At 68.5% G+C, this 24,765-nt stretch carries 23 protein-coding genes and 1 pseudogene; 12 read left to right on the forward strand and 12 right to left on the reverse strand.

What is annotated here, in order from left to right; translation table 11 throughout:
- Window positions 1-1,005, reverse strand: a complete 1,005-nt coding sequence (gene cydB / locus ACZ7L6_RS30485) for a cytochrome d ubiquinol oxidase subunit II (RefSeq protein WP_471929382.1) — start codon at window positions 1,003-1,005, stop codon at window positions 1-3.
- A gap of 20 nt (window positions 1,006-1,025) precedes the next feature.
- Complete coding sequence (locus ACZ7L6_RS30490) at window positions 1,026-2,534, reverse strand: cytochrome ubiquinol oxidase subunit I (protein WP_471929384.1); 1,509 nt, start codon at window positions 2,532-2,534, stop codon at window positions 1,026-1,028.
- Between the two features lie 140 nt (window positions 2,535-2,674).
- On the opposite strand from ACZ7L6_RS30490, the gene ACZ7L6_RS30495 reads away from it, so the two are divergent.
- Window positions 2,675-3,076, forward strand: a complete 402-nt coding sequence (locus ACZ7L6_RS30495; protein WP_471929386.1) for a cyclophilin-like fold protein — start codon at window positions 2,675-2,677, stop codon at window positions 3,074-3,076.
- Here ACZ7L6_RS30495 and hisC read toward each other — a convergent pair.
- Entirely contained in the window at window positions 3,073-4,152 is a 1,080-nt protein-coding gene (gene hisC, locus ACZ7L6_RS30500) for a histidinol-phosphate transaminase (protein ID WP_471929388.1), read from the reverse strand. The genes ACZ7L6_RS30495 and hisC overlap by 4 nt on opposite strands.
- Window positions 4,153-4,581: 429 nt before the next feature.
- Here hisC and ACZ7L6_RS30505 point away from each other — a divergent pair, with 429 nt between their 5' ends.
- The 3 genes from ACZ7L6_RS30505 (at window position 4,582) to ACZ7L6_RS30515 (ending at window position 8,149) form a co-directional block, all read left to right on the forward strand.
- Window positions 4,582-5,694, forward strand: coding sequence for a LacI family DNA-binding transcriptional regulator (locus ACZ7L6_RS30505; protein ID WP_078504158.1), 1,113 nt, complete (start codon window positions 4,582-4,584; stop codon window positions 5,692-5,694).
- A 309-nt stretch (window positions 5,695-6,003) separates the two neighbouring features.
- Entirely contained in the window at window positions 6,004-7,086 is a 1,083-nt protein-coding gene (locus tag ACZ7L6_RS30510) for a metallophosphoesterase (RefSeq protein WP_471929390.1), read from the forward strand.
- Between the two features lie 193 nt (window positions 7,087-7,279).
- Complete coding sequence (locus ACZ7L6_RS30515) at window positions 7,280-8,149, forward strand: hypothetical protein (protein WP_471929392.1); 870 nt, start codon at window positions 7,280-7,282, stop codon at window positions 8,147-8,149.
- Window positions 8,150-8,301: 152 nt separating this feature from the next.
- Here ACZ7L6_RS30515 and thiC read toward each other — a convergent pair whose 3' ends face one another.
- Window positions 8,302-10,086, reverse strand: a complete 1,785-nt coding sequence (gene thiC / locus ACZ7L6_RS30520; protein WP_471929394.1) for a phosphomethylpyrimidine synthase ThiC — start codon at window positions 10,084-10,086, stop codon at window positions 8,302-8,304.
- Window positions 10,087-10,564: 478 nt separating this feature from the next.
- On the opposite strand from thiC, the gene ACZ7L6_RS30525 reads away from it, so the two are divergent.
- Window positions 10,565-12,169 (forward strand): YibE/F family protein, encoded by a 1,605-nt coding sequence (locus ACZ7L6_RS30525; RefSeq protein WP_471929396.1) that lies wholly within the window; start codon window positions 10,565-10,567, stop codon window positions 12,167-12,169.
- 329 nt (window positions 12,170-12,498) lie between these two features.
- Here the strand turns inward: ACZ7L6_RS30525 and ACZ7L6_RS30530 are convergent, their stop codons facing one another.
- From ACZ7L6_RS30530 to ACZ7L6_RS30545, 4 genes are all read right to left on the reverse strand, one after another.
- On the reverse strand, window positions 12,499-12,936 hold the full coding sequence (locus tag ACZ7L6_RS30530; RefSeq protein ID WP_062707976.1) for an SsgA family sporulation/cell division regulator: 438 nt from the start codon (window positions 12,934-12,936) through the stop codon (window positions 12,499-12,501).
- A gap of 97 nt (window positions 12,937-13,033) precedes the next feature.
- On the reverse strand, window positions 13,034-13,912 hold the full coding sequence (locus ACZ7L6_RS30535; protein WP_471929398.1) for an IclR family transcriptional regulator: 879 nt from the start codon (window positions 13,910-13,912) through the stop codon (window positions 13,034-13,036).
- A gap of 196 nt (window positions 13,913-14,108) precedes the next feature.
- A complete protein-coding gene (locus ACZ7L6_RS30540) occupies window positions 14,109-14,321 on the reverse strand; it encodes a DUF5326 family protein (RefSeq protein WP_030048440.1) in 213 nt (70 codons plus the stop codon).
- 161 nt (window positions 14,322-14,482) lie between these two features.
- Window positions 14,483-14,800 carry a cupin domain-containing protein gene (locus ACZ7L6_RS30545; protein ID WP_062721140.1) on the reverse strand — a complete coding sequence of 106 codons (318 nt, stop codon included), beginning with the start codon at window positions 14,798-14,800 and terminating at the stop codon, window positions 14,483-14,485.
- A gap of 60 nt (window positions 14,801-14,860) precedes the next feature.
- Here ACZ7L6_RS30545 and ACZ7L6_RS30550 point away from each other — a divergent pair, with 60 nt between their 5' ends.
- The 5 genes from ACZ7L6_RS30550 (at window position 14,861) to ACZ7L6_RS30570 (ending at window position 18,596) form a co-directional block, all read left to right on the forward strand.
- Complete coding sequence (locus ACZ7L6_RS30550; protein WP_398812357.1) at window positions 14,861-15,238, forward strand: phage holin family protein; 378 nt, start codon at window positions 14,861-14,863, stop codon at window positions 15,236-15,238.
- A gap of 7 nt (window positions 15,239-15,245) precedes the next feature.
- On the forward strand, window positions 15,246-15,737 hold the full coding sequence (locus tag ACZ7L6_RS30555; protein ID WP_471929401.1) for a low molecular weight protein-tyrosine-phosphatase: 492 nt from the start codon (window positions 15,246-15,248) through the stop codon (window positions 15,735-15,737).
- On the forward strand, window positions 15,734-16,888 hold the full coding sequence (locus tag ACZ7L6_RS30560) for a cystathionine gamma-lyase (RefSeq protein ID WP_471929403.1): 1,155 nt from the start codon (window positions 15,734-15,736) through the stop codon (window positions 16,886-16,888). The genes ACZ7L6_RS30555 and ACZ7L6_RS30560 overlap by 4 nt, the downstream gene beginning before the upstream one ends.
- 231 nt (window positions 16,889-17,119) lie before the next feature.
- Window positions 17,120-18,025, forward strand: a complete 906-nt coding sequence (locus ACZ7L6_RS30565; protein WP_471929405.1) for a LysR family transcriptional regulator — start codon at window positions 17,120-17,122, stop codon at window positions 18,023-18,025.
- A gap of 88 nt (window positions 18,026-18,113) precedes the next feature.
- Window positions 18,114-18,596 (forward strand): NUDIX domain-containing protein, encoded by a 483-nt coding sequence (locus ACZ7L6_RS30570; protein ID WP_471929407.1) that lies wholly within the window; start codon window positions 18,114-18,116, stop codon window positions 18,594-18,596.
- Window positions 18,597-18,631: 35 nt separating this feature from the next.
- On the opposite strand, the gene ACZ7L6_RS30575 is transcribed toward ACZ7L6_RS30570, so the two are convergent.
- A complete protein-coding gene (locus tag ACZ7L6_RS30575; RefSeq protein WP_471929409.1) occupies window positions 18,632-20,329 on the reverse strand; it encodes a globin domain-containing protein in 1,698 nt (565 codons plus the stop codon).
- Window positions 20,330-20,724: 395 nt separating this feature from the next.
- On the reverse strand, window positions 20,725-21,357 hold the full coding sequence (locus tag ACZ7L6_RS30580) for an HAD family hydrolase (protein ID WP_471929411.1): 633 nt from the start codon (window positions 21,355-21,357) through the stop codon (window positions 20,725-20,727).
- 262 nt (window positions 21,358-21,619) lie between these two features.
- Here ACZ7L6_RS30580 and ACZ7L6_RS30585 point away from each other — a divergent pair, with 262 nt between their 5' ends.
- Window positions 21,620-22,486, forward strand: coding sequence for a GNAT family N-acetyltransferase (locus tag ACZ7L6_RS30585; RefSeq protein ID WP_471929413.1), 867 nt, complete (start codon window positions 21,620-21,622; stop codon window positions 22,484-22,486).
- A 121-nt stretch (window positions 22,487-22,607) separates the two neighbouring features.
- On the opposite strand, the gene ACZ7L6_RS30590 is transcribed toward ACZ7L6_RS30585, so the two are convergent.
- On the reverse strand, window positions 22,608-23,030 hold the full coding sequence (locus ACZ7L6_RS30590) for a GlcG/HbpS family heme-binding protein (RefSeq protein WP_471929415.1): 423 nt from the start codon (window positions 23,028-23,030) through the stop codon (window positions 22,608-22,610).
- Window positions 23,031-23,171: 141 nt separating this feature from the next.
- Window positions 23,172-24,383 carry an MFS transporter gene (locus tag ACZ7L6_RS30595; RefSeq protein WP_471929417.1) on the reverse strand — a complete coding sequence of 404 codons (1,212 nt, stop codon included), beginning with the start codon at window positions 24,381-24,383 and terminating at the stop codon, window positions 23,172-23,174.
- Window positions 24,384-24,523: 140 nt separating this feature from the next.
- On the opposite strand from ACZ7L6_RS30595, the pseudogene ACZ7L6_RS30600 reads away from it, so the two are divergent.
- Window positions 24,524-24,765 (forward strand): annotated as a pseudogene (locus ACZ7L6_RS30600) (MarR family transcriptional regulator); the annotation flags it as partial.

The raw sequence follows: 24,765 nt of genomic DNA on the forward strand, positions 1-24,765 counted from the left end.
TCAGTGCACTGTTTCAGCGATGTGCTGGGTACCGATCCGCTTGCGGAACACCCAGTAGGTCCAGCCCTGGTAGAGCATGACGACCGGGGTGGCGATCGCCGCGCACCACGTCATGATCTTCAGGGTGTACGGGCTCGACGAGGCGTTGGTGACCGTGAGGCTCCACTCGTCATTGAGGGAAGACGGCATGACGTTCGGGAAGAGCGTCAGGAAGAGCATCGCCACCGCGGCCACGATCGTGACGCCGGAGAAGGCGAACGACCACCCCTCGCGCCCGGCCTGGTTCGCCACCAGCGCCGCCATCAGCGCGACCACGGCCACCACGAGCGCGACCAGGCTCTGACCGTCGCCGCTCTCGATCTGCGTCCAGAGCAGGAAGAGCAGCGCCAGACCGGCGGCGGCGAGGCCGACACGCAGGGCCAGGGCCCGCGCCCGCTCCCGGATCTCACCGACGGTCTTGAGCGCGGTGAACACCGCACCGTGGAAGGTGAACAGCGTCAGCGTCACCAGGCCCCCGAGGAGCGCGTACGGGTTGAGCAGGTCCAGGACGGTGCCGACGTACTCATGACTCTGGTCGATCTTCACGCCCCGCACGATGTTGCCGAAGGCCACGCCCCACAGGAACGCCGGGATCAGCGAGCACCAGAAGATCGCCTGCTCCCAGTTGCGCTGCCAGTTCTCCTCGGGCCGCTTCGCCCGGTACTCGAAGGCGACGCCCCGGACGATCAGGCAGACCAGGATGAGGAGCAGGGGCAGGTAGAAGCCGGAGAAGAGCGTGGCGTACCACTCGGGGAAGGCGGCGAAGGTGGCGCCGCCCGCCGAGAGCAGCCACACCTCGTTGCCGTCCCAGACGGGCCCGATGGTGTTGATCAGCACCCGCCGCTCGGGCCGGTTGCGGGCCAGCAGCTTGGTGAGGACGCCGACCCCGAAGTCGAACCCCTCCAGGAAGAAGTAGCCGATCCACAGGACGGCGATCAGGACGAACCAGACGTCGTGAAGTTCCATGACTGTGCAGCTCCCTCGGCCTAGTACGAGAAGGCCATCGGCTTGTCGGCGTCACGGGAGTCGCCGCCGATCTTCGTGGGCGGGTTCAGGTCGGCCTCGGTGAGCTCGGGCGGGCCGGCCTTGACGTACTTCACGAGCAGCTTGACCTCGACGACGGCGAGGATGGCGTAGAGCGCCGTGAAGACGATCATCGAGGTGAGCACCTCTGCCTGGGAGACTCCGGGGGAGACCGCGTCCCGGGTCTGCAGCACGCCGTAGACGACCCACGGCTGTCGGCCCATCTCGGTGAAGATCCAGCCCCAGGAGTTGGCGATCAGAGGAAAGCCCAGCGTCAGGATCGCGATGCGCCAGTACCACTGGGTCAGCTTCGGACCGAGCGCCTTGTTGGGGAGCAGGACGAGATGCGGCACCTCGTCGTCACCGACCCTCAGGTGCTGCGGCAGCATGAACTTCTTGCGGGTCAGCCAGAGTCCGACCAGACCGATGGCGAACGACGCCATGCCGAAGCCGATCATCCAGCGGAAGCCCCAGTAGGCGACGGGGATGTTGGGCCGGTAGTCGCCGGGACCGTACTTCTCCTGCTCGGCCTTGTTGACGTCGTTGATGCCGGGGACGTACGAGGTGAAGTCGTCCTTGGCCAGGAAGGACAGCAGGCCCGGGATCTCGATCGCGACCTTGTTGTGGCCCTTGTCGACGTCACCGACGGCGAAGATCGAGAAGGGCGCCGGCTTCTCGCCGTCCCACAGCGCCTCGGCCGCGGCCATCTTCATCGGCTGCTGCTCGTACATGATCTTGCCGAGGACGTCACCACTGATCGCGGTGAGCATGCCGCCTATGACGACGGTGACCAGGCCGAGCCGCAGCGATGTCTTCATCTCGCGGATGTGCTTCTTGCGCAGCAGGTGGAACGCCGAGATGCCGACCATGAACGCGCCACCGGTGAGGAAGGCCGCCGAGAGGGTGTGGAAGGCCTGGGCGAGCGCGGTGTTCTGGGTCAGCACGAGCCAGAAGTCGGTGAGCTCGGCGCGCCCCTTCGCCTCGTTGATCCGGTAGCCGACGGGATGCTGCATCCAGGAGTTGGCCGCGAGGATGAAGTACGCCGACAGGATCGTGCCGATGGAGACCATCCACATGCAGGCCAGATGGATCTTCTTCGGCAGCTTGTCCCAGCCGAAGATCCACAGACCGATGAAGGTGGACTCGAAGAAGAAGGCGATCAGGGCCTCGAAGGCGAGTGGGGCACCGAAGACGTCACCGACGAAGCGGGAGTAGTCGGACCAGTTCATGCCGAACTGGAACTCCTGCACGATGCCGGTGACCACACCCATCGCGATGTTGATCAGGAAGAGCTTGCCCCAGAACTTCGTCGCTCTGAGGTACTTCTCCTTCTCCGTGCGCACCCAGGCGGTCTGCAGTCCGGCCGTCAGAGCGGCCAGCGAGATCGTCAGGGGGACGAACAGAAAGTGGTAGACGGTGGTGATACCGAACTGCCAGCGCGCCAGAGTCTCCGGCGCCAAAGCCAGGTCCACGTCGCCGCTCCTTACCTACGCTTGTGAAAGCGTTCACATTCACAAGCAATTATGCAGCACCCGCTTCCCGGCCACGAAGGGGGGTCCCCGATGTAGCCAACCCCTTGGCGGGAACTTCAACATATTGTTGAATCGCCAGCATGCAGACACATGCTTCGCTACGGATACGGATCTCCTGGCCCGCAGGTCACCTCACGGCGACCCTCGACGACACTCCGACCGCACAGGCCCTCACCAAGGCCCTGCCGCTCGTCTCCACCGCCCGCACCTGGGGCGAGGAGGTCTACTTCGACACAGGAGTGTCTGTTTCACGTGAAACGGACGCGCGGCAGGTCGTCGAGCCGGGCACGGTCGCGTTCTGGACCGAGGGAGATGCGCTCGCCCTCCCCTACGGACCCACGCCGATCTCGCGAGGCGACGAGTGCCGCCTCGCGAGTCCGTGCAACATCCTGGGCCGCCTCGACGGCGACCCCCGCCTGCTGGCGACAGTGCGCAACGGTGATCCGGTGCGGGTAGAACTGGTCGAACCAGCGGACCTCTAGAACTCCTTACGGAACCCTTCCGCCACCTTCAGGAAGATGTCGTTCGCCTCGGCCTCCCCGACCGTCACCCGCACACCCTCGCCCGGGAACGGCCGGATCACCACGCCGGCCTGCTCACACGCCTCCGCGAAGGCGACCGTCCGCTCCCCCAGCCGCAGCCACACGAAGTTGGCCTGGGTCTCGGGCACCGTCCACCCCTGAGCGCGCAACCCGTCGACCACGCGGTTGCGCTCGCACACCAACGAGCCGACTCGGCCGAGCAGTTCGTCCTCGGCACGCAGCGAGGCGATGGCCGCATCCTGCGCGAGCTGGCTCACCCCGAAGGGCACCGCCGTCTTGCGCAGCGCCGCCGCGACCGGCTCCTGGGCGATCGCGAAGCCGACACGGAGGCCGGCGAGCCCGTACGCCTTGGAGAACGTCCGCAGGACACAGACATTCGGCCGCTCACGGTAGATCTCCACACCGTCCGGCACTTCGGGGTCGCGAATGAACTCGCGGTACGCCTCGTCGAGCACCACCAGCACATCACCGGGCACCCGGTCGAGGAACCGCTCCAGCTCGGCCCGCTTCACGACCGTGCCGGTCGGGTTGTTGGGATTGCAGACGAAGATCAGTCTGGTCCGGTCGGTGATGGCGGCGGCCATGGCGTCCAGGTCGTGCACATCACCCGGCGTCAGCGGCACCTTCACCGACGTGGCGCCGCTGATCTGCGTGATGATCGGGTACGCCTCGAAGGACCGCCAGGCGTAGATGACCTCGTCGCCGGGTCCGGAGGTGGCCTGCAGCAGTTGCTGGGCGACGCCGACCGAGCCAGTGCCGGTGGCCAGGTGGGAGGCCGGGACGCCGAAGCGCTCGGAGAGCTCGTTCATCAGCGCCGTGCACATCATGTCCGGGTAGCGGTTGAAGGACGAGGCGGCGGCCGTCACGGACTCCATCACGCCGGGCAGCGGTGGGTAGGGGTTCTCGTTGGAGGACAGCTTGTAGGCCACGGGTCCACCGGCCGCGGCAGGCTTGCCCGGCTTGTAGGTGGGGATACCCTCCAGCTCGACGCGCAGCTTGGGGCTCGTCTCGCTCACCGCAGTCCTCCTCGCGACCACTGGCGGCCCATCATCACCGCCGTCTCCAATACCCCTCACCTTATGAGGATTCCGCGCCGATGCGTACAGGTGCGACGCCCTCGAACCGCCAGCCCCTTCTGTCACGCCTGCATCAGGGGCATCACTGTACGAAGTTGTACGAATTGGGGGGCGCGTCACACATATATCTATGCGCCGGTGGCTCACGCCGTGGCGCGCATCACCCGTGAAGGTGAGTTGAGACCTCTTCGAAACATCGGGCACTTGGCAGGCCCATGCGCGCCGACAAGTCAGGTCTTGCCATTGGATCGTTCAACTCCCTTGCAATCCAAGGCTTTTGACGCTCCATGACCTTGCAGAAACGTGCCTGTCAACGCGTGCATATGCGTCCGCACTACCCCACCGCATGAGCCCTACTATCGGCTCGCCATGACAGCAGCAGGGAAGCACCAGGTGAGCCGCGCGGAAACCTCACGCCGAGGCAGTCGGCCCGGCCGGGCCGGCATCAGAGACGTGGCCGCCGCTGCGGGAGTCTCCATCACGACCGTCTCCGACGCCCTCAACGGCAAGGGCCGGCTCCCGGACGCCACCCGACGCCACGTCCGCGAGGTGGCCGACCGGCTGGGCTACCGGCCCTCGGCCGCCGCCCGCACGCTCCGTACCGGCAAGTCAGGACTCATCGGCCTGACCGTGACGACATATGGGGATGAACCTTTCACCTTCACCGAGTTCGCGTACTTCGCCGAGATGGCCCGGGCGGCCACCTCGGCCGCGCTCGCCCGCGGCTACGCCCTCGTGATCCTCCCCGCGACCTCGCGTCACGACGTCTGGTCGAACGTCGCCCTCGACGGCACGGTCGTCATCGACCCGTCCGACCAGGACCCGGTCGTCAGCGAACTGGTCAGACAAGGGCTGCCGGTCGTCTCCGACGGCCGCCCGGCCGGCTCGCTCCCGGTCACCGCCTGGGTCGACAACGACCACGAGGCCGCCGTACTCGGCATCCTCGACCACCTGGCCGACGCGGGCGCCCGCCGGATCGGTCTGCTGACGGGCACCACGACGGACACGTACACCCATCTGTCGACCACCGCGTACCTGCGCTGGTGCGAGCGGGTCGGCCAGGATCCGGTGTACGAGGCCTACCCGGCGCACGACCCGTGCGCGGGCGCCGTCGCCGCCGACCGGCTGCTCGCCCGCCCCGACCGCCCCGACGCCGTCTACGGCCTTTTCGACCCGAACGGCACCGACCTGCTCGCCGCCGCCCGCCGCTACGGGCTGCGCGTACCGGACGACCTGCTTCTGGTCTGCTGCAGCGAGTCCACCGTGTACGCCAACACCGAGCCGCCCATCACCACTCTCTCCCTGAAGCCGCGCCGGATCGGCACGGCCGTGGTCCAGCTCCTCATCGACGCGATCGAAGGGGTGGAGTCGGACCAGCCGGTCGAGCAGGTGATACCGACCGAGTTGATCGTGCGTACCTCTTCCCAGCGACGGCCGCCTCGGACGACGGTCAGCCCGCCTCGGTCGCCCGAGGAGCGGTAGAGCAGGTCGGGAGAGGTGGCGGACGCAGGGCGGGGGAGGCCCAGGAGCAGGCCCAGGAGCAGGTCCGGGACCAGGTCCGGGAGCGCCGGAAACAGGTCGGGAAGCGACGGGGAGCGCGGTCATCAGGTGACCGAAGCCCTGCCCAATCGGGGCGAAAGCCGCGGTGAACAGGAGTCCTGCTCCGATTCACCACCCCTGGGTCATCACATGGCGCGATCGGCATTCCTATGATGGGCCCACGACACCGCGGGCCGCTGCGACCAGGCAGTCCGATGCGGTGCAGCTGCGGCGCGATGGTGGAGGGGTCTGATGACTCAGGGGGCCGGTCAGGGACCCGAGGTGGAGCGGACGGCGACGTTGCGCGACTTCCGGGTGCCCGCTTACGTCCACGAGACCGGTCCGTACGCCCACAGCACGCATCCGGGCGACGTCGTCCCGCTCCTCGACGAGGGCTATCCGGAGGGGTACACGCCGACGCAGCGCGACCTTCCCGTCATCAACCGCGGTGACACGGTTCAGGTTCAGGTGCAGGTCGACCCCGCCTCCCTGCCCGTCCAGCAGTCGGTGGGCGGTCCCGGCCCGCTGTTCGTCGTCGGCGACGTGCACGGCTACCTCGACGAGCTGATGGCCGCCCTCCAGGAGAAGGGCCTGATCGACACCGCCGGGAACTGGTGCGCGGGCACCGCCCGGCTGTGGTTCCTCGGCGACTTCACCGACCGCGGCCCCGACGGCATCGGCGTCATCGACCTCGTGATGCGGCTGTCCGCGGAGGCGGCCGCGGCCGGCGGCTACTGCAAGGCCCTCATGGGCAACCACGAGCTGCTGCTGATCGGCGCCAAGCGCTTCGGCGACACCCCCGTCAACTCCGGCGCGGGCACCGCCACCTTCCAGGCGGCCTGGCTGCTCAACGGCGGCCAGAAGACCGACATGGACCGCCTCCAGGACCACCACCTGCAGTGGATGTCACGGCTGGACGCCATGGAAGAAGTCGACGGCCACCTGCTCGTGCACTCGGACACCACCGCCTATCTCGACTACGGCGACTCGATCGAGGCGGTCAACGACACCGTTCGCGAGACGCTCACCCGCAACGATGCCGACGAAGTCTGGGACCTCTTCCGCAAGTTCACCAGGCGCTTCTCCTTCCGCGACGAGGGCGGCGCCGACCATGTGCGCTCCCTGCTCGATACGTACGGCGGCACCCGCATCGTTCACGGCCACAGCCCCATTCCGTACCTGATGGGCGAGGTCGGCTCCGAGGACGGCGAGGACGACCGCGGGCCCTCGGTCGAGGGGCCGCACGTCTACGCCGACGGTCTCGCCATCGCGATGGACGGCGGCGTGACCATGGCCGGAAAGCTGCTGGTCCAGCAACTTCCCCTGGATATCTGACCGTTCACGGGGCAGGCGTCGCCCCATGACGCAGTGACGGAAGACGGCGCAGGCCAGGGCCCAATTTTGTCAAACCCCCTGTCACCGTGTGCCGTCACCGCTCTACCATCGGCTTATCCGTAGCAGGCTCCCCTCCGTTTCTGCCCGACGGCTCGTTGCCATGCGAGCCCCAAGCCCTACGGAGCATCGGGGGATGCACATGAACAGCGTTCCGCAGCACCTGCTCAGCGAGGACCGCCAGGACTACGAGCGGATCCTCGACGAGGCGCTGCGCTCCGCACCACACCGCCCGGAACTGACCGCTGTCGGACAGCGGCTCAACCCCGAACAGCTGCGCACCATGGCGCTCAACGCCACCGCACTCATCACGGCGGCCGCGGCGACCGAGTACCAGCACTACGTGAAGGTCCGCGAGGAACTGCGCCAACCGGCGCCGTCCACCCCGTCGTCCGCCCGCGAGCCCGGCTCCGTCGAGTCGGGAACGGGGGCGATGGGGCTCGCCACCACCATGGGAGAGGTCGCCGAGACCGCCGGCCCCGGTGTCATCGCCGTGGTCGCCGTCCTGGCACCCGTCCTCGCCGGCACCGCCGCGGCGATCTTCCTGCTCGTCGGCTACATCCTGAAGATGTTCGACCCCGAGCCGGCGTTCGCCCAGACGATGCTCACCACCGGATGGGTGTTCGGCGCCGTGGCGGCGGCCACGATCCTGGTCGCCGCCGTCGGACTCCTGCTCACCGCCCTGCGCAACCAGCCCGCGTTCGACGGCGGACCGTACGGCGAACTGAGCGAGGAGGTCGCCCGGGCCAGGGAAGCCTGGCGCGAGGCGCTGCTGGAGCGCGGCATCCTGCCCTTCCTGCGGGAGGCACTCGCCGACCCCGGCACGGCATCGGCACTGCACCGCACCTCACCGTCCGCACCGGCCGGCCGCATCCCGAGCCTCGGCTACGACCGCCCGGGTTTCAGCAGCCCGGACGACGGAGCCTCCTCGGGCTCGCGCCCGAGCTTCACCAGCCCGGACTACACGAGCCCGGACTTCGGAGGGCCGGAACACCAGCCGGAGTAGCCCTCGGCTTGCGCCGCCGCCCTGGGAGAGCCCCGGTCGGGGCCCTCCTCATCGACGGAGCCCCGGGGAGACCTCCTCGGGGAGGCGCAAGCCGAAGACTTCGGCAGCACGCCCGACACCGGGGCATGGCGCCCTGGGTCAGGACGTCGACGTCAGTCCGCGATCGGCAGGTACACCCGGTTGCCCGCCGCCGCGAACTCCTTCGACTTCTGAGCCATGCCCTCCTCGATCTCCTCCTGGGACCCGCCGTGTCGGCGGCGGATGTCCTGGGAGATCTTCATCGAGCAGAACTTCGGCCCGCACATGGAGCAGAAGTGAGCCGTCTTCGCGGGCTCCGCCGGCAGCGTCTCGTCGTGGAACTCCCGTGCCGTGTCCGGGTCGAGGGCGAGGTTGAACTGGTCCTCCCACCGGAACTCGAAGCGGGCGTCGGACAACGCGTCGTCCCACTCCTGCGCACCGGGGTGTCCCTTGGCGAGGTCGGCCGCGTGGGCGGCGATCTTGTAGGTGATGACGCCGGTCTTGACGTCGTCACGGTTGGGCAGGCCCAGGTGCTCCTTGGGCGTGACGTAGCAGAGCATGGCCGTGCCCCACCAGGCGATCATCGCGGCACCGATGCCGGAGGTGATGTGGTCGTACGCCGGCGCGACGTCCGTGGTCAGCGGGCCGAGCGTATAGAACGGAGCTTCATCGCAGATCTCCTGCTGAAGGTCGATGTTCTCCTTGATCTTGTGCATCGGGACATGTCCCGGGCCCTCGATCATGGTCTGTACGTTGAAACGCTTGGCGATCGTGTTGAGTTCCCCGAGCGTCCTCAACTCCGCGAACTGTGCCTCGTCGTTGGCGTCCGCGATCGAACCGGGCCTGAGGCCGTCACCCAGTGAGTACGTCACGTCGTATGCGGCGAGGATCTCGCAGAGCTCCTCGAAGTTCTCGTACAGGAACGACTCCTTGTGGTGCGCCAGGCACCACGCAGCCATGATCGAACCGCCACGGGAGACAATGCCGGTCTTGCGGTTGGCCGTGAGCGGCACGTACGGCAGGCGCACGCCCGCGTGGACCGTCATGTAGTCCACGCCCTGCTCGGCCTGTTCGATGACCGTGTCCTTGTAGATCTCCCAGGTCAGCTCCTCGGCGCGGCCGTCGACCTTCTCCAGCGCCTGATAGAGCGGCACCGTGCCGATGGGCACGGGGGAGTTGCGCAGCACCCACTCGCGGGTGGTGTGGATGTTGCGGCCGGTGGACAGGTCCATGACCGTGTCGGCGCCCCAACGGGTCGCCCAGGTCATCTTCTCGACCTCCTCCTCGATGGAGGAGGTGACCGCGGAGTTGCCGATGTTGGCGTTGACCTTCACCAGGAACCGCTTGCCGATGATCATCGGCTCGATCTCCGGGTGGTTGACGTTGGCGGGAAGCACCGCACGGCCTGCGGCGATCTCCTCCCGCACCACCTCTGGAGAAACGTTCTCGCGGAGGGCCACGAACTCCATCTCCGGTGTGATCTCGCCGCGGCGCGCGTAGGCGAGCTGCGTGACCGCCTTGCCGTCACGGCTGCGGCGGGGCTGACGCGGGCGTCCGGGGAAGACCGCGTCGAGGTTGCGCAGGCCGCCGCGCGGCGAGGTGTGCTTGATCCCGTCGTCCTCGGGACGGACAGGGCGGCCCGCGTACTCCGCGGTGTCACCGCGGGCGATGATCCAGTTCTCCCGTAGCGGGGGCAGCCCCCTGCGGACGTCGGTATCGGCGAGTGGATCGGTGTACGGGCCCGACGTGTCGTACAGCGTGACCGACTGCCCGTTGGTGAGATGCACCTGGCGGACCGGCACCCGCAGATCGGGGCGGGAGCCCTCGATGTACGCCTTGTGCCAGCCGATGGACTTCCCGGCCTCCTGGGACTTGTCGTCCTGGACGGAGGCAGGCGTGCGTGCGTCCCTGTTGGTCATGAGACCTACTCCCTACGCCGGCATTACCCGGTAACAGGTTCGGCGGTCGACGCAGCGGTTTCCGTCTGCCGACGTTTCGTGTGAAACATCACTCGCGATGGGTGATGTTTCATGTGAAACATCGCTGGGACGGAGGTCAGCGCCCTCTCAGCCCGGTGCTCCGAGCTCCCGCGTGTACAAAGGTGGCACCACGCTAGCGTCAATTCGGGCGCGGTGAACAGAGGGCCCCCCTCGTTCTTGCGATGATCGGTCGGTGACCACACCGCATGAACCTCCGTACCCACCGCCCGAGCGGCCCCGCGGACCCGGCGCCGGAAACGGCCCCGCGCGGGGCAACGGCCGTGCAGACGGCCGGGGTTCAGGAGTTCCCGGAGCTGGATACGACGGCGGATACGGCCGTGGTTCCGGAGGCGGCGGTCACGACGATCACACAGCTGGATCCGACGGCTGGCACGAACACGGCCCGAGGAGCAGTGGGATGCAGGAGCACGGGAGCGAGGCCGGCGGCGGGCACGGGCGCGGCTTTGGTTCCGTCTCCGGTTCCGGTGGACCGTACCGTCACCATCCCGGTTCCGGTGGCGTGCACGACCATGGTCCCGGATCCGGCGGCTCACCGGAGCAGGGTCCCGGCCCGGGCGATGGTCACGGTCACGATTCCGGTGGTGGCCATGGGCACGATTCCTCTGGTGGCCATGGGCACGGTTCCGGATCCGGCGGCTCACGAGGCGGCGGTGACGGCGGCGGGCACGGGCACTCGCACAGTCACGCCCACGGTCCTGCGGCACCTGTCTCCCAGCACCTGCGCAAGGTCATCGCGGCGATTCTCATTCCGTTCGCCGCGGCGGTGGTGGTGGGTCTCGCGGTGCTGTGGCCGGGTGGTGCCCCGCCGCACGAGCGCACCGGCGTCGGCTTCGACCGGCAGACACAGCAGGCCACGGTCACCAAGGTGGTCGAGGTGAACTGCAAGGACGTGGGCGCCTCGGGAGTGCCCCCGACCGGTGACACCTCCACCGCCGAGGGCTCCTCCGCAGTGCAGCAGGAGAAGGGCATCTGCAAGAAGGCGACGATCCGCGTCGACACGGGCAAGGACAAGGGCCGTACGTTCACGGAGATCGTGCAGCCCGACCAGTCACGTCAGTTGCACGAGGGCCAGGAGGTCGTGGTCGCCTACGAGCCCTCGGCGCCCAAGGACCTGCAGTACTCGGTCACCGACGTGAACCGGCGCGTTCCGTTGGCGGTCCTGGCCGGCATCTTCGCCCTCGCGGTCGTGCTCGTGGGGCGGATGCGGGGCCTCATGGCGCTGATCTCGCTGGCCATCAGCTTCCTGGTGCTCAACTTCTTCATCCTGCCCGCGATCCTGCAGGGCTCGAACCCGCTGGTCGTAGCCGTGGTGGGCTCGAGCGCGATCATGCTGATCGCTCTCTATCTGTGCCATGGCCTCTCGGCCCGTACGTCGGTGGCGGTGCTCGGCACGCTGATCTCGCTGCTGCTGATCGGCATCCTCGGCTCCGTGTTCATCGACTGGGCTGCGCTCACGGGCAACACCGACGACAACACCGGCCTCATCCACGGGCTGTATCCGTCGATCGACATGAGCGGTCTGCTGCTCGCCGGCATCATCATCGGTTCACTCGGTGTCCTCGACGACGTGACGGTCACGCAGACGTCCGCGGTCTGGGAACTGCACGAGGCCAACCCGACGATGGGGTGGCGCGGGCTGTATCGAGCGGGCATCCGGATCGGCCGCGACCACATCGCGTCCGTCGTCAACACGCTCGTCCTCGCCTACGCGGGCGCCGCGCTGCCGTTGCTGCTGCTCTTCTCGATCGCGCAGAGCGGCGTCGGCACGGTCGCCAACAGTGAGCTGGTGGCGGAGGAGATCGTGCGCACCCTGGTGGGCTCCATCGGCCTGGTCGCCTCGGTGCCGGTCACCACCGCTCTCGCGGCGCTGGTGGTCTCGGCCGACCGGCCGGAGAAGGGGACGGGGCCGACGGGTACTCAGCCTGCCGCAGCGGGCGCACAGCCGCCCACGGGGCAGCCGGGTCCGGGGCGCGGCGGACGGGGACGACGAAGGAAGCGGTGACGGATCACGGCCGTGGGGAAGCGGTGACGGATACGGCCGTGGGGAGGCAGTGACGGATACGGCCGTGGGGAAAGCAATGCCCGATACAGCCACGGGGGGAGCCGTAATGGGTACGGCCACGGTGGGAGCAGTGACGGATACGTCCGCGACGGAAGCAGCGCCGGACACCGCTGCCGCGGCAGCAGTGCCGGATGCAGCGGCCGATCTCGCGCACCCGACCCTGCTCATCCGGCGGAGACCCGAGTACGCCCCGCGCAGAAGAAGCGTTCCCGCGCGCCCTCACGGCGCCCGGCGAAGCGTTACGCCACCCCCCGCGCGGCCGTAACGTCTCAGCCCGCGCTCTGCTCCTCCGCCAGGATGCGGTCCAGGGCCTCGTCGAGGTGGGCGTCGAAGTCGGCGAGCGCTCCCTCCTGACCGAGCGGCACCAGCTTGTCGGTGCGGTCGAGGAAGGCCACGAGCGGCGCCACCGAGGAGCGGAACAGCGCCTGGTCGGCGCCGACCTGAAGTCGGATCAGGACATCGCCCAGCGTCTCGGAGCCGGCCGGCGAGACCCGTACATCTCCCTCGCCGCACGGCCGGCCCACCCCGTCGACCAGAAGCTCACGGCCGAAGGCCCAGGTCACCGGGGCATCACCGGGCAGGTGAAAGGTCAGCCGTACGGCGTAGGGATCACAGGTCTCGTAGCGCAGCTCCACCGGGATGCGGAAGGAGAGCTCCTCGGACACGAGAAAGCTCATCATGACCTCTGCCTGTACGGACTCGCGCATCGCCTACCCCGTCGGTTGCCTTCGACTGGCCGGGAACGGACCCCGACACTGGTGGAATCTTGCTGAACGTACACGAGAGATCACAAGGAGTGAGTTTTCAGATACTGATAGAGATCGCCAGTGACCCCAGGAGCCGCCCGATCTCGTCCTGCAGTTGCCGCGCCGCCGTCAGCAGCCGGTCGGCCTGATGGACGGGCAGGGAAATGGCCATCGTCGCGGCCGTGGTGCCCACCGTGATCGGGATCGCCGCGCACACGGTGCCCAGGGCGTACTCCTGGCGCTCGGTCACGGGCTCCATCCGGCGGGCCTGTTCGAGGCGTTGCAGCAGCGTGCGGCTGTCGCGCACCGTGTACGGGGTGATGGACTGCACGGGATGGCGGTCGAGGTGGTCCCGGCGGGCGTCCTCGTCCAGCTGGGACAGCAGGCACTGGCCGATGGCGTGCGCGTGGCCGGTCTCACGGAAGTCGGCCCATTCCTCGACTGCCGGATTGCCCGGAGTGTCGGAAACGCACATGACCTCGATCTCGCCCTCGCGGTACTGGGCGTAGTAAACCGGGACACCGATGGCATCACGCCATTGGGCGAGCGCGTCGGCAACCGTGCTGCGACGTTTCTGCTGGGCCCCGCTGCTGCTGAGCCGTACGGCTGCCTCCCCGAGGAAGAACAGCCCTTTGTCGCGGTGCAGATAGCCCTCGTGCACCAGCGTGCGCAAGAGGTGGTACGCGGTGGGCAGCGCCAGGCCGGTCTCGCGGGCGAGTTGCTTGGCGGGGGCGCCGTACTCGTGTGAGGCGACGCATTCCAGCAGGCGCATCGCACGCTGGACGGATCCGATGAGCGTCGCGGAGGACGGCTGTTCGGTGGGGGTCGGGGACGCCTGCCGCGGTACCTGGGGTACGGAGGAACGCGGCCGTCCCACGGACGTGGGGGGTTCTGAGGGTGCGTGGGGTGTTGAGGGTGCGGTGTCAACCGTGGCCAAGGGTCACTCCCGAAGCGCGAGGGGGGAGCCCGTGCGGGGGAACACGGGAGGGGGTGCACGCCGCTCGCGGGGTCGTCCCCGCGTCGATTTCCGGACTCTATTCGTCCGCCACCGCTCGCAGACGCCCTGCCCGGAAAACTTCCCTCGCCCGAGGGAACCGGTGGTTCCTGTTACCGCCTCCCTGTCCCCACGGCCCTCACCAGTCGCTGCGCGACGAGGAACTCGAGGTGAACTTCCGTACGACGTAGATGAGTCCGCCCACCAGGGCCACGAAGACCAGCACCTTGAAGAGCAGTCCGATGACGAACCCGACGACGCTGGCGATCAGCCCGCCGAACACGACCAGGGCGATGACCGGCACCGCGATCCACTTCACCCACCACGGCAGTCCTGCGAAGATCTCACGCATCGCCCTCGTCCTTACTTCTCCGCCCGTCCCTGTGCCGGGTCTGATCCTTCGAATCTGCTGATTCCCTGCACTCGATGCTAGGGCGGGCAGGTGGCCCCGCGGGGGCCTCGCAGCCCTTGTCCTCCCCTGATCGATCCCCTAGGGAACCCTGAGGCCGAAAGTCAGCTCTCGGGTGGAGAGAACACGACGAGCACCCGCAGATCCTCGCTGATGTGGTGGAACTTGTGGGCGACTCCGGCCGGGACGTACACCACGCTGCCGCGCGCCACCTGCGTGGTCTCCATGCCGACCGTGATGTGGGCGCGGCCGCTCACAACGAAGTAGACCTCGTCCTGGTTGTGCGGCTTCTGTGGATCGTGCTCGCCGGCGTTGAGCGCGTACAGGCCGACCGACATGTTCCGCTCCCGTAGAAACTGCAGGTAGGCGCCCTCGTTGGCGGCGCGCTCCGCCTCCAGTTCATCCAGCCGGAATGCCTTCATCGCTGTCGTCCGCCCTTGTCCCACTGCTCATGGCCGATTTCGTCTGCCACGATCAGACACATGAAGAATTTCGTAGTCAAGACGATCGCCAACGCGGGTGCCCTGGCGGTCGCCGTATGGCTGCTCGACAAGATCACCCTGACCGGTGACAGCACGGGCAAGAAGGTCGGCACCCTGATCATCGTCGCGCTGATCTTCGGCCTGGTGAACTTCCTGGTCAAGCCGATAGTCAAGCTGCTCAGCCTGCCGCTGCTCATCCTGACGCTCGGACTGTTCACCCTGGTCGTCAACGCGCTGATGCTGCTGCTCACCTCGTGGCTGGCCGACCAGCTCGACCTGAGCTTCCACGTCGAAGGCTTCTGGACCGCGGTGCTCGGCGGCCTGATCATCTCGATCGTCTCCTGGGCGCTGCACGTCGCCCTGCCCGACGGGGACTGAGCGTTCGATGACCTACCGCGTCTGCTTCATCTGCACCGGCAACATCTGCCGCTCGCCCATGGCCGAGTCCGTCTTCCGCGCCCGGGTGGCGGAGGCCGGACTCGACGGGCTGGTCGAGATCGACAGCGCCGGCACCGGCGGCTGGCACGAGGGCGACCCGGCCGACCCGCGCACCGTGTCCGTCCTCGAGGAGCACGGCTACGACAGCGGCCACACGGCCCGGCAGTTCCAGCCGTCCTGGTTCGAACGCCTCGACCTCGTCATCGCGCTCGACGCCGGCCACCTCAAGGCTTTGCGCCGCCTCGCGCCTTCACCGGAGGACGCGGCGAAGGTGCGGCTGCTGCGTTCCTACGATCCCGCCGCAGGCGACGACCTGGATGTTCCGGACCCGTACTACGGCGGCCGGGACGGCTTCGAGGAGTGCCTCGAGATGGTGGAGGCGGCCGGCACGGGACTCCTCGCGGCGGTCCGCGAGCAGGTGGAGGGCCAGGCGGCATGAGTGACACGGGTGCGCAGCGGCCGCGATCCGGTGACGGAGACGGCACGCGTGCAGTGCGGGCAGGGCTGCCCGAGCCGGTCAAGTACGAGCCGCCTCTGCCGGGCCCGGTGTTCGCCGCGCACTACCACCTGCCGGGCGAGCCCACGGGACCGTACACCTACGGCCGCGACGAGAACCCGACCTGGACCCACCTCGAGCGCGCCATCGGCGAGTTGGAGGCGCCGGGAGAGGACGGCGTCGAGACGCTGGTGTTCGCATCCGGCATGGCCGCGACGTCGTCGGTGCTCTTCTCCCAGCTGCGCGCCGGGGACGCGGTCGTCCTGCCGAGCGACGGCTACCAGGCGCTGCCTCTGGTGCGCGCGCAGCTGGAGGCGTATGGCATCGAGGTGCGCACGGCGCCGACCGGCGGGGACGCCCAGCTCGGCGTCCTGGACGGCGCGAAGCTGCTGTGGATCGAGAGCCCGTCCAACCCCGGCCTGGACGTGTGCGACATCCGGCGGCTCGTCGAGGCGGCACACGCGCGTGGCGCCCTCGTCGCCGTCGACAACACTCTCGCGACGCCTCTCGGGCAGCGGCCGCTGGAACTCGGTGCCGACTTCTCCGTGGCCAGCGGCACCAAACAGCTGACGGGGCACGGCGATGTGCTGCTGGGGTACGTCACCGGCCGGAACGCCGAGGCCATGACCGCCGTACGGCGCTGGCGCAAGATCGTCGGGGCGATTCCGGGGCCCATGGAGGCCTGGCTCGCGCACCGTTCCCTCGCCACGCTCCACCTGCGCGTGGACCGGCAGAACGCCAGTGCCCTGGCGGTCGCCGAGGCGCTGCGGGACTGGCCGGAGGAGCTGGGGGTGCGCTATCCCGGGCTGCCCGGCGACCCCTCGCACGCCGTCGCCACGCAGCAGATGCGGCGCTACGGGTGCGTGGTGTCCTTCACGCTGCCCTCGCGCGCGCGTGCCGATCGTTTTCTCGACGCCCTGCGGCTCGTCGACGACGCGACCAGCTTCGGCGGGGTGCGGTCCACGGCCGAGCGGCGCGGACGCTGGGGTGGCGACGCGGTGCCGGAGGGCTTCATTCGCATGTCGATCGGTGCCGAGGATCCCGAGGATCTGGTGGCGGATGTGCTGCGTGCGCTGGACGAATCGGCTCGGTGACGGAGTTTTCCCGGGCGTCCGTCGGTGTGCGACTACGTAGATCGGGCGGTCCGAGCCTCCCCCCTCGTGGCTCGGACCGCCCTCGGTTCCGCGCGCGAAGAACCGCGCGAACAAGGCTAGTTGACTCTCTGTCAGTGTCCAATCACAGTAGCGACAGCGACCTATCGACTTATTTATAGTTGGGCCCTGCCCTGGGGGTGGGGAGAAGGGCGGGGAAAGGGAGGGTGTGGCATGGATCTGGCCTTGTTGCGCACCTTTGTGACCGTGCACCGGGCCGGCTCCTTCACCCGCGCCGCCGCGTTGCTCGGCCTGTCGCAGCCGGCCGTGACCTCACAGATACGCACGCTGGAACGGCAGTTGGGCCGCCCCCTGTTCCTGCGGCAGGCCCGCGGGGTGACGCCGACGACTATCGGCGATGAACTCGCCCACAAGGCCGCGCCACACCTCGACGCCCTGGTGGAGATCGCCGAGACCGGCCTCGACGACGACTCTTCCTTACGCACCTTGCACCTCGCCGGCCCGCCTGAGTTCACCGCCGAGCGGGCGCTGCCCGCGCTCACGGAGCTGACCGGCGAGGACGGCCAGGCCTTTGCGCTGCGCGCGTCGTTCGGCAACGCCGAGGAGACCCTGGAGGGGCTGGCCGCCGGGCATCATGATCTGGCCATCAGCACGGCCCGTCCGCGCGGCGCTCTGCTCACCGCGACTCCGCTCTGCGACGAAGAGCATGTCCTCGTCGCCGCTCCCCACTGGGTCGACCGGATCGACTCGGGGCAGCTGCGCCACAAGGGAGCGCACGCCCTGGAGGACGTCCCGGTCGTGGAAGTGCACGAGTCGTTGCCCTTCGTGTCCCGTTACTGGGCTTCGGTCTACGACTCCCGTCCCGCCGCCCCGGGCACCGTGATCGTCCCCGACCTGCGCGCGGTCCTCGCCTGTGCGACCGCCGGGGCAGGACTGGCGGTGTTGCCCCGCTATCTGTGCGCGGCCGCCCTGGAGCGTGGCGACGTCGTCGCCCTGCACGATCCGCCGGTGCCGCCGCTGCGGACGTACTTCCTGGTGGTCCGCACCGGCACGCTGGCGATGCCGCAGATCGCCCGGGCCCACGAGTGGCTGCTGCGAGCGGCTTCCGAATGGGCCTGACCAGGGAATCTCTGCTCATTACCCGGTGAGCTCGATCGGTGACGTTTCGCGATGTTTCACGTGGAACCAGCCGGGCCACATTTCTCCCATGACCGTCCGACCCGTGGTCAAGCGCACCGCCCGCGCCGTTCTGCTGGACGGTGACGACCTGATCCTGATCAAGCGCACCAAGCCCGGCATGGATCCCTACTGGCTCACTCCCGGTGGCGGGGTCGAGCCGACGGACGCCACCGTCGTCGAGGCCCTGCACCGCGAGGTCTACGAGGAGCTCGGCGCCAAGATCGTCGACGTGGTGCCCTGCTTCGTCGACACCGTCGAGCACATCGGCGAGGACGGCGGCGCGACGGGGGTGAAGGTGCAGCACTTCTTCGTCTGCCGTCTGGAGTCCATGGACCCGTCCTTGCGGCACGGCCCCGAGGTCGACGAGCCCATCGGCGAGTACGAGATCGTGCGGGTGCCTTTCACACGGGTCGGAATCGCCTCTGTCCATCTCGTACCGCTGTCCTTGCGGCACTACCTGGACGGCAACATCGAGGGCGTCCGCGCCATGCACGCCCCCGACCTGGGCTGATACCGACGGCCGACCCAGTCTGGAGCGGCGGCTGGTCAGACCTCGGTGACGACCAGTTCCTCCACCGAGTCATGGCGTATGCGCTCGGACGGGACGCCGATGCCTCTCAGCGCGTCCACACCGCTGCGGATCATGCCAGGCGGTCCGGAGACGTAGACGTCGTACTCGGTCCAGGGTCCGTACTCCCGTATGGCCTCGGGAAGCTGGAGGAGCCCGTGCCGGTCCACGACCGGGCGGACCTCCAGCCAGTGGTGGGACTGCTGAAGCCTCAGCATCGTGTCGATGTCGTACAGGTCGTGGTCGGTGCGGGCACCGTAGAAGACCTCGACCGGTCGCCGTTCGCCGTGCTCGGCGACGTCCTCGACCAGCGCCTTGATGGGCGCTATGCCGGTGCCTCCGCCCAGGCAGAGCAAACCGCTGTCCGTGGTGTGGTCCACGGTCATCGAACCGGCCGGCGGACCGAGCCGGATGATGTCCCCCGGTCGGGCGCGATGCACCAGCGCATTGGAGACCCAGCCCGCGGGCACGGCCTTCACATGGAACGTCAGCAGGCCGTCGGAGCGGGGCGCCGAGGCGAAGGAGTAGTGCCGCCAGATCCGCGGCCACCAGGGCGTCTCCACGCTCGTGTACTGCCCGGCGAGGAAGGGGTAGGGCTGGTCGGGGCGGACGGTGATGACCGCGATGTCCCTGGTCCTCAGGTCGTGCGACACGACCTCCGCGTACCACCAGGCGGGGGCGCGTAGTTCGTCCGCCGCGGCCGCGTCGATCATGACCTGCGAGATCGTCGTGTACGCCCGGACCCAGGCGGCCTCCATCTCCCCGTCCCAGACGCCGGAGGCGTACTTGCTCAGCGCGCCGATGAGGCATTCGCCGACGGCCGGGTAATGCTCCGGCCGAGTGCCGTACTTGCGGTGGCCGCGGCCGAGGTTCTGCAGGTATTCGACGAGGACGGGCTTGTTGTCGATGTGCTCGGCCGCCGTGAGCAGGGCCTTGAGCAGCCGGTCGCGCTGGGTGTCCATCGCGGCCGGGAAAAGGGAGCGCAGGTCGGGATGGCGCACGAAGAGCAGCGCATAGAAGTACGAGGTGACCTTGTCGGCCACGGGCGCGACCTCGGCCATCGTCCGGCGGATCAGAATGGCGTCCGGGGAGGCGGGTTGGGCCGGGGCGGGGCGCTGAGTCGGAACGCTCAGTTGGGGGGACGGTGGGGAAGGCGGGGTGAGGCTCGATATCGCGGTGCGTGCTGTGGTGGCCTGGGCGGCCGCCGGGGGCGGTTGGCCTGGGAGTGGGGCGGAGGCGGACGGCTGTTGGCCTGGAGCCTGGGCGGGAGCCGGCGTCGAGAGCGTGGGCGCCCTATCGCTCGGGGCGGGTGAGACGGGAGTCGATATCGCGGCCGGCGCCCCTCGTTCCGGGGCGGGGTGTCCGGCAGGGTCCGGTGTGCCGGGACCGGAGTCGCCATTCGCCGACGTCGGCTCTGCGTGGGTCGGCTCTACGGGGTCATCCGTACTGGCGAGCTGTGTGCTGTCCTGGGCCGCCGGGGCCGCGCCGGTGCCCGTCGTGGTCCTGCCGACCGGGCGCATCGCGGCCAGTCGGCTGCCCTCGGCCGTCTCCTGTTCGGTGCCCGGAGTCGTCGCCGGCTGCTTGCGCGGCGTGAACCAGCCGCCCCCGCCGCCGGAAGTGCCGTTGTCGGCCGACGTGGTGGTCGGAGCGTCCATGGTGTGCCTCGCCTCGAACATCTTTCGGTCGGTCTGCGCACTTCCTCGGATCGGAAGGTGCCTGCTTCCCCCGCGACGGCTTGCTTTTCCCTGTTCTGTGCTGTGACCAAGACGGCCACATTCAACCCGTATTCACCCTCGGTACGGACAAGTAGGGCGAGAGTGTGACATTGGCCGCAGTACTCTCACCGCAGCATCCCATCGCGCGTGGGCGCCCCGGCCGCATACCGGAGAATGCCGGTCTTCGATCTCTCCGTCCCGTTAGGCTGCCTTGCCTTGCGCTCGGTTCGCGTCGGCAGTCTGCATCACAGCTCGGACACGAACCGGAGTCGACCCTACCGGCCGACGCCCCGATCACAAGTCCCCCCTTCCTCTCTCACGAATCGGGCGGGAGGGCGAACGAGCAATTGCTTCAATTAGAGGCCGCTGCGCACCAATTCATAGGCTTCCCACAGGTCCATCCCCATGTAGGAGTGGGTCGCGAGGCCTGCCAGATGGCGGTCCGCATTGACCGCGACGGAAACCGGCACGGCGCCGAACAGGTCCTTGTCCGACAGCGAATCGCCATAGGCAACGCAGTCGGCCCGTGTCACTCCGAACTCCTCGCAGAGCCGGTCGGCGATACGGACCTTGGCCGCGGCGCTGAGCACTCCCGCCGGATCGACGGGTTCCGTGAACGGCACGGCAGGAAAGCGCGAGCCGTGCGCCGCATGCGCACCCCAGGCCGTCAGTCGCTCCACGAAGAAGGAAGGCGAGAGCGATACGACGGCGCAATAGTCGCCCTGTCCCCTGATCTCCGCCCAGACGTCACGGATCCGGGCCAGCCACGGAGCGCCCTCGAACGCGGCCGCGACATGAGCCTCGGTGAGATCCACCCAGAGCGCGTGCACCCGTGTCGCATACTCCGGAGGCCCTATCAGCCCCGCCGAGATCTCCCGGTCGAGCGCCACGGTCTCCGCTTCCAGCCCGAGTTGCCGTGAGATCTCCACGGGCGCTGACGTTCCGTGCAGCAGCGTGCCGTCGAGGTCGAAAAGGTGAAGTCTCGCCATGGGCCATGAGGTTAATGCGACGGGCCGTCGCTCCCCTGGGCGATCAAGAGCAGTTCGGCGGTCGCCGCACGTCCCGTCGCACGCTCACCGATCACACTTGATGGCGCTCTCCTGATGGACGCTCGCCGTTCGTCCATGTTTCACGTGAAACACCCGGCATCAGTCGGCCCGTTGTGCGGGGAATCATGACATGGCCAAAAGCTCGTACGTCTCCCCGGAAACAGCTGGACGATCAGGGCAGTCGTCAGACAGCCTGACCTGCGTGCCGACTCCTTCCCTCGCCGCTCTGCCCATCCGCCGTCTGACGCCTCGCGACCTCACCGCCTGCGCCGACTTGTCCGAGGATCGGGGCTGGCCCCGTGAGGAACACAAGTGGGGATTCCTCCTCACCGCCGGGAAGGGCTACGGCATCGACGACCCCGACGGCGGCCTTGTCAGCGCCTGCGTCGTCACAACGTACGGACCTCAGGACCGCCCCGATCTGGGTGCCATCGGCATGGTCCTGGTCGCCGAGCGGCATGCCCGCCGGGGCATCGGACGCCGATTGATGCGTCACGTCATCTCCGCGATGGGAACGACCCCGCTGACGCTGCATGCGACGCCGAACGGCCGACCGCTCTACGAGGAACTCGGCTTCAAGACCACCGGCAGGGCAGAGATGGTGCGCGGGCATTTCAGGCCCGACAACTCGGGGCCCGGAGTCGCCACGCGTGCGGCCACCGCAGAGGACCTCACCGCGATCCTGCGACTCGACGAGGAGGTGTTCGGCGCCGACCGCACGCACATCATCACCCGGTTGCCTGCTTTCACCGACCAGTTGCGCGTGGCCGAGGAGAACGGCCGCATCATCGGATACGCGGGCGCCTGGCCCAACATGACCACTCAGGTCGTGGGCCCTCTGATCGCCCGCGACACGGAGACCGCGAAGGCACTGATCGCCTCCCTCGCCGCCCACACCGACCGCCCGTTGCGTACCGACATCGACGTACGCCACGAGGAACTGCTGACCTGGGCGAAGGAGCACGGCTTGGCCTTCGTCGCCTTCAACTCAGTGATGACGCATGGCATCACGGAACTACCAGGCGACTGGACCCGGCGATTCGCTCCCCTCACGGTGGCGGCCGGCTGAGGCACTCGGCTGTGGGTTGAGACACCCGTGGGAAACGCCAGTCCCATAGGAAATGCCAGTCCCATGGGAAACGCCGGTCCCCTTGGGGAACCGGCGTTTCGCCGTCGATACGGAGGTGCTGTCAGGCGAGCGCCTCGATCGCGGCCGTCGCGAACTGGTGGTCCTGCTCCGGCGCGCCGCCACCCACCCCGATCGCGCCGATCAGCCGGCCGCCTCGATGGATCGGCACACCGCCCGCGATGAACAGCAGCGGCCGGTCGAGTGCGGTGGGCAGGGTGTGGAAGGGACCACCAGGCTGTACGGCGTCGACGAGATCGGCGGTGGGGGCGTCGAGCTGCAGTGCCGTGTAGGCCTTGCGGGTGCTGGTCTCCCCTGAGATCAGAACCGCTCGGTCGTCCCGCCGGAAGGCGAGCAGATGGCCTCCGGCATCCAGCACGGTGACAGTGACCGTCACTCCGGCGGCCTCGGCGGCCCGGCGGGCGGCGGCGAGGAGCTCATCGGCTTCCTGAGTGGTCAGTGGGGCGATGGCGGTGGCGGTGCTCATGGGGTTTCTCCTTGCGTGGGGGTGCTGAGCGGGATCTCAGCGCGGTGGTACTGAGGTGGGATCTCCACGCGGTGCGTGACGTGGCATCTCACTGAGCCGGAGGTCCTGCGGGGGCGGCCCTGGCCCCGCAGCCGGGCCGGCTCAGTGGTGTACGGCGGCTCGCTGCTCGGCGGGCGCGGTACCGGTGACGACGGTGCTCGCGGGTGTACCGTCGCGGCGCTCCAGTGCGGCCGAGAGGAACGCGAGCAGCAGCGCGACTGCGGCGAGGGCGGCGCCGACCCAGTTGGGGGACGTGTAGCCGAAGCCGGCCGCGATGACGAGGCCGCCGAGCCAGGCGGACAGAGCGTTGCCGAGGTTGAAGGCGCCGATGTTCACGGCCGAGGCCAGCGTCGGGGCGCCGTGGGCCTGGTCGAGGACGCGCTTCTGCAGCGGAGGGACGGTGGCGAAGCCCAGCGCACCGATCAGCGCGATCGTGACCGCCGCGAGGACCTTGTTCTGCGCCGTGAGCGTGAAGAGCGCGAGCACGACGACGAGGGCGCCCAGAGAGACGTACAGCATGGGCATCAGCGCGCGGTCGGCGTACTTGCCGCCGACGAGGTTGCCGCCGACCATGCCGAGCCCGAAGAGGACCAGCAGCCAGGTGACGGAGCCGTCGGCGAAGCCGGCGACATGGGTCATCATCGGCGCGATGTAGGTGATGGCCGCGAAGACGCCACCGAAGCCGAGGACCGTCATCGCCATGGCGAGCAGGACCTGGGCGTTCTTGAAGGCTGCCAGCTCGTGGCGCAGGTGCACGCCCTGCTGCTTGGGCATGTCGGGGACGAGCTTGGCGACGCCGACCAGGCCGACGACGCCGAGGGCGGCAACGATGCCGAAGGTGACACGCCAGCCGGCGGCCTGCCCGACGAACGTGCCCAGCGGGACGCCGACGACATTGGCCACGGTCAGGCCGGTGAACATCATCGCGATGGCTCCGGCCTTCTTGTCCGGGGCGACCAGGTCGGCCGCGACGACCGATCCGATGCCGAAGAAGGCACCGTGGGCGAGCGAGGCGACCACACGGCCGATCAGCATGACGGTGAAGACGGGAGCGAGGGCCGACAGCAGGTTGCCCGCGATGAACAGCCCCATCAGCAGCATCAGCATCCGCTTGCGGGACACCTTGGTGCCGAGGACGGTCATCAGGGGAGCGCCCAGGACCACGCCGAGCGCATAGCCGGTCACCAGGAATCCGGCGGTGGGTATGGAGACCCCGAAGTCGCCCGCGACCTCGGGCAGCAAGCCCATGATCACGAACTCGGTCGTTCCGATTCCGAAGGCCCCGATCGCGAGGGCCAGAAGCGCGAGAGGCATGAAGGGGTACACCTTCCCAGAAGATTGCATGGGCGCTTTACGCGTAATGACAATACTTGCATGCGCCGCATACTTGCAAGCGCAGGCTATTGCGATGCTGGTCTACTCTGGCTTCAGCCGCTCCGGACGGAGGAAACGCCATGACCGCGACGGACCCCGCGCTCACCGCCCTCGCCCAGGGCTGGTGCGCCCTCTCCCTGCTGCACGGGAGGATCGAGGCGCACATCGAGCGCGCCCTGCAGGCCGGGCACGACCTCAGCGTGCGCGAGTACTCCCTGCTCGACGTGCTCAGCCGCCAGCACAACGGCGAAGGCGGCCACCTGCAGATGAAACAGGTCGCCGACGCGGTCGTCCTCAGCCAGAGCGCCACCACCCGCCTCGT

It is taken from the genome of Streptomyces sp. NPDC107522, assembly GCF_055657525.1.

What these genes read in the sequence shown, in the direction of transcription:
- cydB (WP_471929382.1), bottom strand. Translation starts at nt 1,005, where the DNA reads ATGGAACTTCACGACGTCTGGTTCGTCCTGATCGCCGTCCTGTGGATC.
- ACZ7L6_RS30495 (WP_471929386.1), top strand. Translation starts at nt 2,675, where the DNA reads ATGCAGACACATGCTTCGCTACGGATACGGATCTCCTGGCCCGCAGGT.
- ACZ7L6_RS30505 (WP_078504158.1), top strand. Translation starts at nt 4,582, where the DNA reads ATGACAGCAGCAGGGAAGCACCAGGTGAGCCGCGCGGAAACCTCACGC.
- ACZ7L6_RS30510 (WP_471929390.1), top strand. Translation starts at nt 6,004, where the DNA reads ATGACTCAGGGGGCCGGTCAGGGACCCGAGGTGGAGCGGACGGCGACG.
- ACZ7L6_RS30515 (WP_471929392.1), top strand. Translation starts at nt 7,280, where the DNA reads ATGCACATGAACAGCGTTCCGCAGCACCTGCTCAGCGAGGACCGCCAG.
- thiC (WP_471929394.1), bottom strand. Translation starts at nt 10,086, where the DNA reads ATGACCAACAGGGACGCACGCACGCCTGCCTCCGTCCAGGACGACAAG.
- ACZ7L6_RS30525 (WP_471929396.1), top strand. Translation starts at nt 10,565, where the DNA reads ATGCAGGAGCACGGGAGCGAGGCCGGCGGCGGGCACGGGCGCGGCTTT.
- ACZ7L6_RS30530 (WP_062707976.1), bottom strand. Translation starts at nt 12,936, where the DNA reads ATGCGCGAGTCCGTACAGGCAGAGGTCATGATGAGCTTTCTCGTGTCC.
- ACZ7L6_RS30540 (WP_030048440.1), bottom strand. Translation starts at nt 14,321, where the DNA reads ATGCGTGAGATCTTCGCAGGACTGCCGTGGTGGGTGAAGTGGATCGCG.
- ACZ7L6_RS30545 (WP_062721140.1), bottom strand. Translation starts at nt 14,800, where the DNA reads ATGAAGGCATTCCGGCTGGATGAACTGGAGGCGGAGCGCGCCGCCAAC.
- ACZ7L6_RS30550 (WP_398812357.1), top strand. Translation starts at nt 14,861, where the DNA reads ATGAAGAATTTCGTAGTCAAGACGATCGCCAACGCGGGTGCCCTGGCG.
- ACZ7L6_RS30555 (WP_471929401.1), top strand. Translation starts at nt 15,246, where the DNA reads ATGACCTACCGCGTCTGCTTCATCTGCACCGGCAACATCTGCCGCTCG.
- ACZ7L6_RS30560 (WP_471929403.1), top strand. Translation starts at nt 15,734, where the DNA reads ATGAGTGACACGGGTGCGCAGCGGCCGCGATCCGGTGACGGAGACGGC.
- ACZ7L6_RS30565 (WP_471929405.1), top strand. Translation starts at nt 17,120, where the DNA reads ATGGATCTGGCCTTGTTGCGCACCTTTGTGACCGTGCACCGGGCCGGC.
- ACZ7L6_RS30570 (WP_471929407.1), top strand. Translation starts at nt 18,114, where the DNA reads ATGACCGTCCGACCCGTGGTCAAGCGCACCGCCCGCGCCGTTCTGCTG.
- ACZ7L6_RS30575 (WP_471929409.1), bottom strand. Translation starts at nt 20,329, where the DNA reads ATGTTCGAGGCGAGGCACACCATGGACGCTCCGACCACCACGTCGGCC.
- ACZ7L6_RS30580 (WP_471929411.1), bottom strand. Translation starts at nt 21,357, where the DNA reads ATGGCGAGACTTCACCTTTTCGACCTCGACGGCACGCTGCTGCACGGA.
- ACZ7L6_RS30590 (WP_471929415.1), bottom strand. Translation starts at nt 23,030, where the DNA reads ATGAGCACCGCCACCGCCATCGCCCCACTGACCACTCAGGAAGCCGAT.
- ACZ7L6_RS30595 (WP_471929417.1), bottom strand. Translation starts at nt 24,383, where the DNA reads ATGCCTCTCGCGCTTCTGGCCCTCGCGATCGGGGCCTTCGGAATCGGA.